Consider the following 13,253-nt stretch of genomic DNA (forward strand, 5'->3'; position numbering starts at 1 on the left):
AAACGCATGCCCAACGCCGTCATCATCACGGGTCCCGGATTCCAGGACCACGACGTCGTCTACACCTACTACCGGCTGCTCGAGGAGGGCTGGAACGTCGACATCGCCACCAAGAACGGTGCCGACGTCACGGGCAAGTACGGCATACCCCTGCCGATGGACAAGACCGCCCGGCCGCTGATCTCCTTCGACGAGCTGGACGCCGCCCGCTACGACGCCGTGATCCTCACCGGTGGTCACGAGGCGCCGGACCGCGTGCGCCAGGACGCGGCCGTGCTGGACTTCGTCCGCGCGATGGATGCGGCCGAGAAGGTCGTGGCCGGCTTGTGCCACGGCCCCTGGATCATGGTCAGCGCCGGTGTCCTCAAGGGCCGCCGCGCCTGCGCCTACATCGGCCTGCGCGACGACGTCATCAACGCCGGAGCAGACGTCGTGGACTCCGACGTCATCGTCGACGGCCACATCATCACCTGCTCGTACTACGCCTACGTGGGCCGCTTCATGCAGCAGGTCTTCGAGACCGTCGCAAAGAACCAGGTCGTAGCCGCCTGACCGGCACGGCCCGCCTTTGACACGCGAGGGGCGGGCGCCCCACTCCCCGGTCCGGCACCCGCCCCTCGCGTCCCCCAACGGAGAGTCTTCTCGTGCTGATACTCGACTTCGACGGCGTCATCGCGGACGCCCTCACCGAATGCGCCGTCGTCACCTACTACGCCGACCACGATCCGGCCGCCCTCGCCGACAAGCCCATCGCCGAACTGGCCGCGGCCATGCCGGCCACCTTCATGGAGCGCTTCCGGCGGGTACGCACCTTCGCGCGACTGCTGGACGACTTCATGGTCGCCCGCGACAACGCCGCCGAATCCATCCGCACCGTGGACGACTACGAGGCACTGCGCGCTCGCATCCCGCCGAAAAGGCTCGCCGGTCTCGTCCGCGGCGCAACCGCAGTACGCACCACGCTGCGCGAGCGGCAGCGCGACGAATGGCTCGCCATGCACACCCTCTACCCGGGCATGGCCGATCTCCTGCGCCGCCACCAGGGACGCGGCACCTCCATCGTCACCGCCAAGGACGAGGCCAGCGTCTGGGACATCCTCGAGCACCACCAGCTCGAATCCACCGTCACACAGGTCATCGGCGAGTGCTCCGACAAGCGCACCGCCGTTCAGCAGCTCGCCCAAGGAGACGGGCTGCCGGCCTCGGCGGTGACCTTCATCGACGACCACATCACCAACGCGCTCGCCGTGCGTGACACCGGAGCCAACTCGCTCTGGGCCTGGTGGGGATACCACACACCCGACCACATCGACCGGGCCATCACGCGCAAGCAACGACGCATCTACCTGCCCGAACTCGCCCAGCTCACCGCCTGATCACCACACCCACCAGGTAAGGACACCACCACAATGCCGAAGGTACTTTTCGCCCTCACTTCCCACGGCCGGCTCGGCGACACCGGCCGCCCCACCGGCTTCTACGTGCCCGAAGTGGCCCATCCGGCAGAGGTCTTCCGCGCCCACGGATGGGACATCGCCTTCGTCTCGGTGGCAGGCGGCGCCTCCCCCCGCGACGGGATCAAGGAGGGCGACACCGTCACCCAGAGCTTCCTCGCCGCCCACGAGGAGCAACTCGCCGGCACTCCCACCGCCGACACCCTCGACCCGGCCGACTACGACGCGATCTTCTACGCCGGCGGTCACGGCACGATGTGGGACTTCCCCGACGCCGCCGCGCTCGCTCAGCTCGCGGCCCGTATCTACGAACAGGGCGGTGTCGTCGCCGGCGTCTGCCACGGTCCGGCCGGGCTGGTCAATGTCACCCTCACCGACGGAACGCCCCTCGTCGAGGGGAAGCAGGTCTCGGCCTTCACCAATGAGGAAGAGCACGCCGTCGGTCTTACGGACGTGGTTCCTTTCGCGCTTGAATCCGCCCTCATCGCCAAGGGTGCCAAGTTCGTCAAGACGGACAACTTTCAAGAATTCGCGGTGGCTGACGCCCGTCTCGTGACGGGCCAGAATCCCGCCAGCGCCGCGAAGGTGGCCGAACTGGTGATCACTGAACTGTCCTGAAAGCCGCCGGCGGGTGGCTCTATCCGACGTGACGGCCGGATGGAGCCACTTGCCGGCATTTTTGCCATCCCTTTGACGGCGGCCAACCGAAGATCGCTAGACCCCGGCAACCGCTGTCCGGTACAGTTATATCCAACGGGGTAGACAGGACAATTAATTGCATATATATCTGCCCCGGCCTTACGAGATATACGGGGGAAGCGTATATGCAACTGGGGTGGATTCAGACATTCATAGCGGTCTTCGAATGCGGATCCTTCACCAAGGCGGCTAACAGACTCGGGATAACTCAGCCGGCCGTGACCCAGCAGATCAGGAGCCTCGAGAAAGTCCTGGGCCAGGAGTTATTCGACCGGACTCCGCAAGGAGCGGAACCGACCGAGGAAGGCCAGATCCTGGCCAGCGAGACCAGGCAGGCCATCAGCGACCTCAACCAGACCATCGCCCGGCGACTCGGTACTTCACTCGGCGACAGGCCCCTCAGGCTGGGCGGACCTGCGGCACTCATGTCCGAGCGGGTTCTGCCCTCCCTCGCGCAGCTCACCGCCGACGGCATGGACATCGACATCAGCCTCGACACGTCGAGCAACCTGCTGGAAGAACTGAAGGCCAGCGCCGTGGACATGGCGATATCCTCCGTGCAGCCCAGGTGCCGCGGAATCGACAGCACACCGCTCAACGATGAAGACCTCGTCCTGGTCGCCTCTCCCGAGATGGCCGGCGAGCTGCCTCCGGGAATTCTGGAGGTCGACGGTGTGCGAGCGCTTGAGAAGCTGCCGATGGTGACGAACGGTGAATCGGAGCCCATCACGCGCCACTACTGGCAGACCGTGTTCGAGTCGCCTCCCCCCGCACGGCCGGCCCTCGTTGTTTCCGACATGCGCGCCGTCAAGGCCGCGGTGGTCGCTTCCGTAGGGATCGCCGTTCTCCCCTCATTCCTGTGCAGGGAGGAGCTTTCCCGTGACGACCTGGTCGTGCTGATGGATCCCGAAATACCGCCCATCACCACCTTCTATCTGGCCACCCGCTCCGGAACCCTCGACGACCCGGCCATCGCCAAATTCCACGATCATCTCCTCACCACAGCCAAAGCGTGGTGATCCCCGGAAGGAAACCGGTGTTGGAGAATCCTGGAAGAGGAAACCCAGAGCGCTAGTGGCCGGCGTCCCTCAACTCGCGTACCAGGCGGGCCGTCACCGGTGTCGGCACGCCGTGCCGTTCCGCCGCGCGCAGCAACGCGCCGCCGATGGCGTCGAGTTCGAGGGTGCGGCCCGCCTCGGCGTCCCGCTGCATCGACGACTTCGTGCTCGGCGGGAAGGCGTCGTAGCGGGCGAGGGCCTGGGCCGGGTCGGCGGGGGCGCCGCAGGCTCGGCTCACGGCTGCCGTCTCCTCGACGAGGGACGTCAACTCCTCGCGGTGGTGCGTGCGTACGTCGCCGAGGGGGAGGGCGTGGCGGGTGGTGAGCAGGGCGAACGGGGCCAGGAAGGACATCTTCGCCCACAGGGCCGCTGTCTCGTCGGGGAGGACGCGGGTGGTGGGGCCGGCCGCGTCGAGGACCTGTGCGAGGGCGTCCAGGCGGTCGCGGGGGACCGTGTCGCCGGTGAGGTCGATCTCGGCGAAGGGGCTGGCGTGCTCGATCTCGCCCGGGGCCACACGCGTCGACTCGGCGCGGATGACGGCGGGGGCGACGCGGTCGGGGCCGTATCGGGCGCGGAGGGCCTGGGGGTGTTCCACGCCGTTCAGGAACGGTACGACGAGGGCGTCGCCCAGCGCGGTGGGCGGGACCCGGGTCAGGGCCGCCTCGAGGGTGGTGGCCTTGACCGTGAGCAGGCAGGCGTCGACCGGTTCGCGCAGTTCGGTGTCCGTCTCGACGTCGGCCGTGAAGTCCCCGAACAGGCCGCTGCGGACGTGGATTCCGGTCGTACGCAGGGTCTTGGCCGTTTCGTCGCCGGCCAGGCAGATGACGCGGTGGCCCGCCCTGGACAGGAGCGCTGCCAGCAGGCCGCCTATGCCGCCCGGGCCCAGGACCGCCACGGTGAGGTGGCCGTTCGTCGCCATGCGGTTCGCCGTCATGGGATTCCTTTCGTCGGTCGGCCCCTCGGTCGTGGTGGCCGCCTCTGAAGTGATCATGGCAGACAGACCCCTCTCGGGGGGAGACTTGTCTGCATGTGCCGCAGTATCAAGACACTCCGTCCGCCCGTGTTGCCCGACGAGGCGACAGAGGAAGAGATCCGGGCCGCCGCCCTCCAGTACGTGCGCAAGGTCTCCGGCTTCCGGGCCCCGGCCGCGCACAACCGGGAGGTGTTCGACCGTGCCGTCGATGCGATCGCCGAGGCTACGGGCGAGTTGCTCGCCGGGCTGGAGGTGCGGGGGGTCGGGGCGGCCAGGAAGGCCGGGTAGCGCGGGGTCGGCCGATGCGTGCCCGGCGCTGGAGCTGGGGCCGGGTCGGTACGCTCGCCCGCGCTGGCGGGGTGCCTCCCCCAGAGGGGGCACCCCCAGCGCCCACCCGTGCCGCCCCAGCGGCACGACTGCCCGCAGGATGGGTGGGTGGCTGCGGGAGGGCGCAGGCTGGTGGGTACTGACCAGCCGGCAGTGCCGCAGCCAACCCAGGGGCGCGGGGAACTGCGCGACCAGCCACACACCACCCGCAGCCGCCGACGAACCCGAAGCCCCGAGCTCCTGGGGAACCGCGCTACCAGGCGTCCACCACCCGCACCCGCCATCGAACCCGAAGCCCCGAGCTCTCGGGCGAGCGGCTCCCCCGGCAGGGCTACCGCCGCATCAGATACGTCGCCCCCGCCCCCGCCCCGAACAGCGCCGCCACCGACACCCCCGTCGCGAGCCACGTCGCCCCGAGCCACTGGGCGCCGAAATAGCCGAGGGCCACGCTGTAGACGGCCCAGGTGAGGCCCGCCAGGGCGGACCACGGGAGGAAGTCGCGGGCGCTGCGCTGGGTAGCGCCGGCGCCCAGGGAGACCACCGAGCGGCCCGCGGGGGCGAAGCGGGCCAGTACCACCAGGGCGCCGCCGCCCCGGGCCAGAGCCGTGCCGAGACGTTCCTGCGCCGATGTCAGGCGGCGGGAACGGGCGATCGCGCGGTCCAGCCGCGCGCCGCCGCGCCGGGCGAGGCGGTAGGCGACGAGGTCGCCCAGGACGGAGGCCGTCGCGGCGCACAGCGTCAGGGCCAGGATGTCCGGGACCTCTCCGGGGACCCGACCGGTCGCGGCCCCCGAGCCCGCGGCCGCCGCCGTTGCCGCCATGATCACCAGTACGCCGCTGGGCAGGACCGGCAGGAAGACGTCCAGCAGGACCGACAGTCCGACCACGCCGTAGATCCACGGGGCCGCCGTCAGCGAACCCACATCCTCGAAACCCTCGAGCACCGCAAACTCCCCGTTGTCCCCCGTGGCCGCACCACCGTGCCGCGACGTCGCGGGGGAGCGGCAGGGGCGGCCTATGACAGCCATACAGCGTACGCCTGGGGTGTGACAGGAGATCCATCGGGGGCTCGTGTGTTCGGCACAGTATCTTCACCCGAACCCCTGTGGGAACGAGCGCAGCGAAACGGCGCCCGCACCGCGTGGGACACGCGGACACGGGCGCCGTCGTACGGGGGGCAGGCCGCACTCCCGCCGGGGTCGGGGCCGGGCCCCGCCTGCGCCGGAGCGGTCAGGCCGCCACCGGCGTCTGGTCGGCCGCCGTCCCGCTCCGCGCCGCGGAACGCTTGGCGAACAGCCGGTCCAGACCGAACGCACCGGAGCCGGTGAAGATCAGCAGGAACATGGCCCAGCAGTACATGGCGGCGCCTTCGCCCTGGTTCTCGATGGGCCACAGCGCCTGGGGCTGGTGGACCTTGAAGTACGCGTACGCCATGGCGCCGGAGGAGATGAACGCCGCGGCGCGGGTGCCGAGGCCGAGCAGGACCAGGCTGCCGCCGACGAGTTCGATCACGGCGGCGTACCAGCCCGGCCATGCGCCGGCTTCCGCGGTCTGCCCGCCGAAGGTGCCGAAGAGCGAGTTGGCGCCGTGGCAGGCGAAGAGCAGGCCGACGACGATGCGGAACAGGCCGATGGCATAAGGCTGGGCGCTGTCAAGGCGTCCGGTCATGTGGGGGACTCCCTCGGTCTGAATGTTTGCCGGTCCTCTGAAAAGAACGGCGTGGGGACGGATACTGATCGGTAGCCCCCACGTTAGGTAGCCCTAATCAACACTTGCAAGTTCAACATTCGGCCAGGACTTCGCCTCGGAATCCCCCTCAGCCCCGGGAACAACCGCATGTAGCACCGCCCGTGCCACCGCGTCCGCATCCGAAAGAGTGACCGAATCCACACCCGGACGCGCCCCCGCCGCCGTCACCCAGTGCACACCCTCCGTGGGCACCCCGAACGCGAACCGCCTGGCGTGCACGCGACCCTGACGGCCGATCAGACGGTACGGCCGCTGCGTTACGTCCAGCCCGCCGGTTTCGTAACCGTCGACGGCGTGCGGGCGGCACTGCCCGGTCTTCAGCAGCCCGGCCAGCAGGTCGTCGGCGCTGCGGCGCAGGTCGGGTTCCGGCAGCCGCGCCTCGATCAGAGCCGTCACCCGGACCGCCGAACCCGGCACCTCCGGGGAGTGCGCCACCCAGGCCCCCGCCTCCTCCCGTACTTCCAGCCGGGGCCCGAGCAGCTCCACCACGCCCGCCTCCATCAGTGCCACCAGCTCCTCCACGCGCCGCCGGGGCGGGCCGATGGACAGGAAGGCGTTGAGCGGGGTGTACCAGCGGTCCAGGTGGTCCCGGCGGGAGGCGCCGGCGATGCCGCCGTGGTCGACGATCAGGCGCAGTTCGTTGCGCAGGTCGCGCAGCACGTCGAGGGCCGACTTCAGGGGGCCGTCCACATTGCCCCGGGCGGCCTGCGCGGCGTCCTCCCGCAGATACGCCAGCAGCCACTCGCGCCACTGCCCGGGATCCGCGAAGTCCCGTCCCGTATACGGCCGGGAGACCCGGTCCCAGCTCCAGCGCTCGCCCTCCGGGACGCCGAACTCGTCGAGCAGGAGCGCCTCTTGGGGATCGCGGTGGGGGACGGCGAGAAAGCGCTCAGCGAACTCCGCCCGCCGAGCCTCAGCCCCTGCCTCCGGTATGAGCGCCGTGTAGTACACCGTCTCCACCTCCTTCGCCACCAGCGGCCATATCTCCGCGAGGAAGTCCGGCGCCTCGCCCGAGTCCGCCCGCTTGCGGAAACCGGCGATCACCTCGGGCGTCAGGACGAGCGGGAGATGACGGCCGTACGGCCCCTTCGCGTTGTCACCGCGCGCCTGGTAGGGGATGCCGCGCCGCGAACCGGCGTACAGGCGCGGCTCGTTGCCGGAGGGGACGTAGCGGAGCCCCTCGCCGGTGCGTAGGAAGTGGCCACCGCGGCCGGTCGTCAACAGGGCCATGTGGTCGAAGAAGTTGAGGCCGAGGCCGCGCAGCAGCACCGGCTCGCCGGGGGATACGGCGCAGAGGTCGACGTCGGCCGGGTTCGCGGGCGGCACGTACCGCAGGCCGGTGTGCTCGGCGTACGCGGCGAGGCGGCGCTGTGTCGCGTCGGCGGCCGTCGGTAGATGCCCCTGGGCCAGGACCACGGCGGACAGGCCGGGCAGCGTGCGGCCGTCGTCGAGGGTGAGGACCTGGTGGCCGTCGGGCGCGTCGTCGAGCCGTACCGCACGGGCCGCGTACGTCTCGACCCGTACCGCGGGGGGCGCCTCGCGCACGACCTTCGCGAACACCCACTCCAGGTACCGGCCGTAGTGGGCCCGGGTCGGATACTCGTCCGGGCCGAGCGCGCCCGCCGCCCAGTCGTACAGGCTCGGACCCGGCCGGATCGGGCCCGAGCAGTCCACGCTGTCGTCGGTGAACAGTGTGACCTGCGAGGACACCGTGTTCATCAGCAGCTCGGACGACTGCGCGGTCCGCCACACGCGCCCGGGGCCGGGCGGCGCGGGGTCGATCACATGGACCGTGAGGCGCGCCCCGTGCGGGAGGAGTTCGCCGGCGGAGGCACAGAGGCGTTCCAGGACGCTGGTGCCGCGGGGGCCCGCGCCGACCAGGGCGACGGAGACCGTGGGGGACTCCGGGGTCGGTACGGAGGTCGGTGCAGTCAAAGGGGGGACTCCCGGGCGTGGGGGGCGCGGAGCGCTCCGCGGAAGCGGACGGTCCGGCTCATCATGCCGTCGGGACCGAGGTTGACCGGGCCTCAGGGTGAGCGAGTGTGGGATGCCTCACGAGCATCACGTGCCACGCAGGTTGCAAGTGGTCGGAACGGGGTGAATGTGGGCTGAGTTCGGACTTCGCGGTGGGTTCGGGGGCTTCGGGTTCGTCGGCGGCTGCGGGCCGGTGGGGGCTGGTCGCGCAGTTCCCCGCGCCCCTGGGGGGTTGGCCTGCACGTCGGCTTCAAGGCGCTGGGCGAGCTCTTGACACGCGGCCCCGGCATCGCCCCAAGGGGCGCGGGGAACTGCGCGACCAGCCACACACAAGCCGCAGTCGCCAACGAACCGCACACCCCGAGCTCTCAGGCGCCCCCCACCCCACCCTCACGGCGTAAGTTCCGCCTCCGCCACCACCCGGAGCCCCGCCGCACCCCGCGCTTGCTCCAACCGCAACCCCGCCGAACGCCCCCTCAACGTCAACGTCATCAACTGGTTGCCGAACCACGGCCCACCCGTTCGACGCCAGTCGATCGGCGGCTTCGGACACCCCCCGTGTCCGGCGAACCGGCGGCCCAGCCGGCGCGCCACCCCGCTCCATCCGAAGCGGAAGCCGAGCCGGATCGCCAGCGGGATGGCGTTGTGGACCGGTGAGCAGGTCAGCTGGAACACCCCGGCGTCGGGCCCCGCGCCCTGCGGCCAGCTCGGCTCGGCCACGTACGCGTGATGCACGTCCCCCGACAGCACGCACACCGTCGCCGGCGCTCCCGCCCCCGACCCGGCCTCGGCGATCAGCGCCGCCAGCGCGTCGAAGGACGCCGGGAACGCCGCCCAGTGCTCCAGATCCGCCCGCCGCCGCAGCCGCTCCCCGAACCGCGCCCAGCGCTCCCCGCGTTCGCCCCGGCACAGGGCGGCGTTCCACGCCTCGGCGTCGTGCACCAGGTGCGGCAGCAGCCACGGCAGGGACGTACCGATGAGGAGGTGGTCGTACGAACCGCGCGCGTCCAGCGCCTGCTCGCGCAGCCACCGCGCCTCACCCGGATCGAGCATGGAGCGCGCGTCCTCGTCGAGCACCCGGGCCGCCCGGGTGTCCACCATCAGCAGCCGTACGCGCCCGAAGTCGCGCCGGTAGCTCCAGCGCACGGAGGCCGGTTCGGCGTCGGCGCGGCAGGCGAAGTCGCGCAACAGGTCGGTGCCGTCGGGGACTTGGCGTACGGCGGCGTAGAGCGGGTCGGCGGCCAGCTCGTCCGGCGACAGATTGCCCAGGTGCTGGTGCACCCAGTACGACATCAGCCCGCTCAGCAGCCGCTCCCGCCACCACGAGGTGGCCCGCATGTCGGCGAGCCAGGCGGCGGAGGTGTTCCAGTCGTCGATGACGTCGTGGTCGTCGAAGATCATGCAGCTGGGCACGGTGGACAGCAGCCAGCGCACCTCGGGATCGAGCCACGACTCGTAGTACAGCCGGGTGTACTCCTCATAGTCCGCGACCTCGCTGCCCGGCGGGTCGTTCAGATCGCGCCGGGCGGCCAGCCAGCGCCGGGTCGCCTTGGAGGTCTCGTCGGCGTACACCTGGTCGCCCAGCAGCACCAGCACGTCCGGCCGCTCACCCTCCGGGTCGGCCGCGATCCGGGCGGCCAGCGTGTCCAGGGCGTCCGGGCCGACCGGGTCCTCCTCGTCGGCGGGCGGCGCGGCCCAGCGGCAGGAGCCGAAGGCGAGGCGGACGGGGTCACCGTCGGACGGGGTGCGGATGACGGAGGGCGGGAACCTCCGAGAGGAACCGGAGGACCCGGCGTCGGGAAGCGGCCACACGCGCGTGCCGTCGAGGAAGACCTCGTACGGCGTCGTCGTCCCCGGAGCGAGACCGGTCACCGGCACCAGGGCGTAGTGGTGCCCGGCGATCTGGAAGGTACGGGCCTCGCCGCCGGAACCGTCCGCTCCGCGCACTTCGGCGGTGCACGGACGGCTCGCCTCGACCCAGACGGTCGCGGACGAGCCGTCGGCGTACCTCAGCAGTGGTCCCAGGCGCAGTCCGGCCACGTCATCGCCCCTCTCCGTCGCCCCGTACGGTACGGAACGACGGAGGTCGGCGGGGAGGTTCCGCGGGTCACGGTTCGATCAGCAACTGGCCAGGTAGTTCGTCAGCGCGGACTTCTCCGCCGAGTCGACCGAGAGGCCGTAGTAGTACTTCACCTGCACCCAGGCGCGCACGTACGTGCACCGGTACGCGGTCCGCGAGGGCATCCAGGTGGCCGGGTCCTGGTCGCCCTTGGCCTGGTTGACGTTGTCGGTGACGGCGATCAGCTGCGGGCGGGTCAGGTCGTTGGCGAAGGCCTGGCGGCGGGAGGTGGTCCAGCTGTCGGCGCCGGAGTCCCAGGCCTCGGCCAGCGGGACCAGGTGGTCGATGTCGAGGTCGGAGGCGGCCGTCCAGGTGGCGCCGTCGTACGGGGAGTACCAGCTGCCGCTGACGGCGGCGCAGGAGGAGTCCTGGACGACGTTCGTGCCGTCGCGCTTGAGGACGACCTCGCGGGTGTTGCAGGCGCCGGACTGGGTGATCCAGTGCGGGAAGAGGTCGCGGTCGTAGCCGGTGCGGTCCTCGGTGGCCACGGTGAGCGAGGCGAGGTAGGTGCGGGCGGTGGCGGCGCTGACGGGCGTCGGGAGCGCGGCGGATGCGGTCGGGCCGTTGAAAAGCCCGACGGAGGCAATGACGCCGGTCAGCGCCGCGAGTATGCTGACGCGTCGACGCGCGTAGAACTTCGACATGCGAACTCCCTTGGGGGGTGGGGGTGTTGGCGTGCGGGCGAAGGAATGCTCGCGGCGCCGTATTGCGGGGAGGTGTGCGTTCGGTTAGAAGCTAGTGACGCGTACATGACACAGCAAGGTTTATGGCGAAACGATCACGTACGATGGTTGGAGTTGAAGGGGAGTAGCTCTTCGCCGGACCGTCGACATACTGCTCAGCTCGTCTGAGCCGGCGCCCGGGGGCGGACCTCGATCGAGGGGTCGGCCAGCGAGACCTTCGGCAAGCAGTGCACGCCCGTGCCGTACGGCACGGGTGCCGCGTGTGCTGCCGTGCCGAGGTGTCTCTGCAGGATGTACAGCACTCTCGGTGGGGCAGCCCCGACCGATTGAGGAACCTTGATCAGCTTTACCGTGACGGCGGTCGTCTTCGGCGTCGTCTTCCTCGCCGAACTGCCCGACAAGACCGCGCTCGCCGGGCTCGTCCTCGGTACGCGCTATCGCGCCTCCTACGTCTTCGCCGGTGTCGCCGCCGCGTTCGCGCTGCATGTCGCCCTCGCCGTGGCGGCCGGCAGCGTGCTGACGCTGCTGCCCCAGCAGATCGTGCAGGCGCTCACGGGTGTGCTCTTCCTGGGTGGCGCCGCCGTGCTCCTGATGAAGAGGGACGAGGACGAGGAGGAGATCCGCAAGCCGGAGAACCAGTCCTTCTGGAAGGTGTCCGGGGCCGGGTTCATGCTCATCCTGGTCGCCGAGTTCGGGGATCTGACGCAGATCATGACGGCGAACCTCGCTGCGCGGTACGACGATCCGCTGTCGGTCGGCATCGGTGCGGTGCTGGCGCTGTGGTCCGTCGCGGCGATCGGGATCCTCGGCGGGAAGGCGCTGATGCGGCGGGTGCCGTTGCGGTTGATCACCAAGGTGGCGGTGCTGGTGATGCTGGGGCTCGGGGTGTGGAGCCTGTGGGAGGCGGTCGCCGGCTGAACTGTCGGTGAACGGTTTCTGTAGGTGGTGGCGCGATCGGGGCTCGATTTTGTACCGTGGGGGAACAAAGTGGCTCCCGCTCGTTTTCCCTGACCGGCGGGCGGGACCACCTTGTCCCTCCGGGGGCCACCCGTGTGCTCCCGTGCCCCTCGCCTTGGAGCTGCCGATGTCGGCCACCACCGTGCCTTCCGTGCCCACCGTGCTCACCGCCCGCGCCCTCCTGCTCGACATGGACGGCACGCTCGTCAACTCGGACGCCGTGGTGGAACGCATCTGGCGACGCTGGGCCGAGCAGCACGGACTGGACGGCGACGAGGTGATGAAGGTCGTGCACGGGCGGCAGGGGTACGCCTCGATGGCCCTGCTGCTGCCCGACCGGCCTATGGAGCAGAACCACGCCGACAACGCGCGCATGCTCGCCGAGGAGACGGCGGATGTGGAGGGCGTGGTGCCGATTCCCGGGGCGCCGGAGTTTCTGGCCTCGCTGCGGGGGCTGCCGCATGCGCTGGTGACCTCGGCGGATGCCGCGCTTGCGGCGGCGCGGATGGGTGCCGCCGGGCTGGAGCTGCCTGATGTGCGGGTCACTGCGGAGTCGGTGGGGGAGAGCAAGCCCGATCCGGAGGGGTTCTTGAAGGGGGCGGCCGAGTTGGGGGTCGCGCCGGAGGACTGTGTGGTGTTCGAGGATTCCGGGGCGGGGATTCAGGCTGGGCTGGCGGCCGGGATGGGGGTCGTGGGGATCGGGCCGCGGGCCGGGTTCCATGGGCCGGATGTGGTGATCGGGGATCTGCGGGGGGTGCGGGTCGAGGCTGTGGGGGACGGGTCGATGCGGGTGTACGTCGGCTAGGGCGCGGTTGGGTGTGGGGTGCGGTGCCCGGCGCGGGGGCTGGGCGGGGGCGGGGACGCTCGCCCGCGCTGGCGGGGTGCCGCCTCTCTTTGGGACGGGTGCCGCCCCAGCGGCACGACTGCCCGCAGGCTGGGTGGGTGGGTGCGGGGCCCGCGGGCTGGGGTGTGCGGCGCAGGCTGGTGGTGGGGGCTGGCGGGCTGTACGGATCGGTCGGCGGTCCTGCAGCTGCCCCAGGGGTGCGGGGAACTGCGCGATCAGCCACCGACCACCCGCAGCCGCCCTCGAAGCCGCAGCCCCGAGCTATTGGACGAACAACGCCGCCGCCTCGCAGCCCGGCCCAGCCGACGGTGCCGGTGCCGACCCAGGGGTGCGGGGAACTGCGCGATCAGCCACCGACCACCCGCAGCCGCCCTCGAAGCCGCAGCCCCGAGCTATTGGACGAACAACGCCGCCGCC

13 protein-coding genes are annotated in these 13,253 nt (G+C 70.8%); 7 read left to right on the top strand and 6 right to left on the bottom strand.

The genetic code is table 11. From position 1 onward, the window contains the following. Positions 1 to 6 precede the first annotated feature (6 nt). The 4 genes from ACZ7L6_RS19025 to ACZ7L6_RS19040 all read left to right on the top strand — a co-directional run bounded on the left by ACZ7L6_RS19025 (position 7) and on the right by ACZ7L6_RS19040 (position 3,172). The gene (locus ACZ7L6_RS19025; RefSeq protein ID WP_471925245.1) at positions 7 to 552 is read left to right on the top strand and encodes a DJ-1/PfpI family protein; all 546 of its coding nucleotides are present in this window, start codon (positions 7 to 9) and stop codon (positions 550 to 552) included. A gap of 92 nt (positions 553 to 644) precedes the next feature. Then, positions 645 to 1,376, top strand: a complete 732-nt coding sequence (locus tag ACZ7L6_RS19030; RefSeq protein WP_471925247.1) for an HAD family hydrolase — start codon at positions 645 to 647, stop codon at positions 1,374 to 1,376. 33 nt (positions 1,377 to 1,409) lie between these two features. Continuing rightward, positions 1,410 to 2,072, top strand: coding sequence for a type 1 glutamine amidotransferase domain-containing protein (locus ACZ7L6_RS19035; RefSeq protein WP_471925249.1), 663 nt, complete (start codon positions 1,410 to 1,412; stop codon positions 2,070 to 2,072). A gap of 206 nt (positions 2,073 to 2,278) precedes the next feature. After that, positions 2,279 to 3,172, top strand: coding sequence for a LysR family transcriptional regulator (locus ACZ7L6_RS19040; protein WP_471925251.1), 894 nt, complete (start codon positions 2,279 to 2,281; stop codon positions 3,170 to 3,172). Positions 3,173 to 3,224: 52 nt separating this feature from the next. Here ACZ7L6_RS19040 and ACZ7L6_RS19045 read toward each other — a convergent pair whose 3' ends face one another. After that, complete coding sequence (locus tag ACZ7L6_RS19045) at positions 3,225 to 4,130, bottom strand: ketopantoate reductase family protein (protein WP_471925699.1); 906 nt, start codon at positions 4,128 to 4,130, stop codon at positions 3,225 to 3,227. 108 nt (positions 4,131 to 4,238) lie between these two features. On the opposite strand from ACZ7L6_RS19045, the gene ACZ7L6_RS19050 reads away from it, so the two are divergent. Next, positions 4,239 to 4,472, top strand: a complete 234-nt coding sequence (locus ACZ7L6_RS19050; protein ID WP_471925253.1) for a DUF2277 domain-containing protein — start codon at positions 4,239 to 4,241, stop codon at positions 4,470 to 4,472. 370 nt (positions 4,473 to 4,842) lie between these two features. Here ACZ7L6_RS19050 and ACZ7L6_RS19055 read toward each other — a convergent pair whose 3' ends face one another. From ACZ7L6_RS19055 to ACZ7L6_RS19075, 5 genes are all read right to left on the bottom strand, one after another. Then, complete coding sequence (locus ACZ7L6_RS19055; protein ID WP_471925255.1) at positions 4,843 to 5,454, bottom strand: DedA family protein; 612 nt, start codon at positions 5,452 to 5,454, stop codon at positions 4,843 to 4,845. A 286-nt stretch (positions 5,455 to 5,740) separates the two neighbouring features. Then, entirely contained in the window at positions 5,741 to 6,178 is a 438-nt protein-coding gene (locus tag ACZ7L6_RS19060; protein WP_471925257.1) for a DoxX family protein, read from the bottom strand. A 93-nt stretch (positions 6,179 to 6,271) separates the two neighbouring features. After that, entirely contained in the window at positions 6,272 to 8,194 is a 1,923-nt protein-coding gene (locus ACZ7L6_RS19065) for an FAD/NAD(P)-binding protein (protein ID WP_471925259.1), read from the bottom strand. A gap of 429 nt (positions 8,195 to 8,623) precedes the next feature. Continuing rightward, on the bottom strand, positions 8,624 to 10,273 hold the full coding sequence (locus ACZ7L6_RS19070) for an alkaline phosphatase D family protein (protein ID WP_471925261.1): 1,650 nt from the start codon (positions 10,271 to 10,273) through the stop codon (positions 8,624 to 8,626). A 78-nt stretch (positions 10,274 to 10,351) separates the two neighbouring features. After that, positions 10,352 to 10,996 carry an HNH endonuclease family protein gene (locus ACZ7L6_RS19075; RefSeq protein WP_471925263.1) on the bottom strand — a complete coding sequence of 215 codons (645 nt, stop codon included), beginning with the start codon at positions 10,994 to 10,996 and terminating at the stop codon, positions 10,352 to 10,354. Between the two features lie 375 nt (positions 10,997 to 11,371). Here ACZ7L6_RS19075 and ACZ7L6_RS19080 point away from each other — a divergent pair, with 375 nt between their 5' ends. After that, positions 11,372 to 11,953: a TMEM165/GDT1 family protein gene (locus tag ACZ7L6_RS19080; RefSeq protein ID WP_471925265.1), complete on the top strand. Its 582-nt coding sequence runs from the start codon at positions 11,372 to 11,374 to the stop codon at positions 11,951 to 11,953. Between the two features lie 166 nt (positions 11,954 to 12,119). Beyond that, positions 12,120 to 12,797 (top strand): HAD-IA family hydrolase, encoded by a 678-nt coding sequence (locus ACZ7L6_RS19085; protein ID WP_471925267.1) that lies wholly within the window; start codon positions 12,120 to 12,122, stop codon positions 12,795 to 12,797. Positions 12,798 to 13,253 lie beyond the last annotated feature (456 nt).

It is taken from the genome of Streptomyces sp. NPDC107522 (assembly GCF_055657525.1).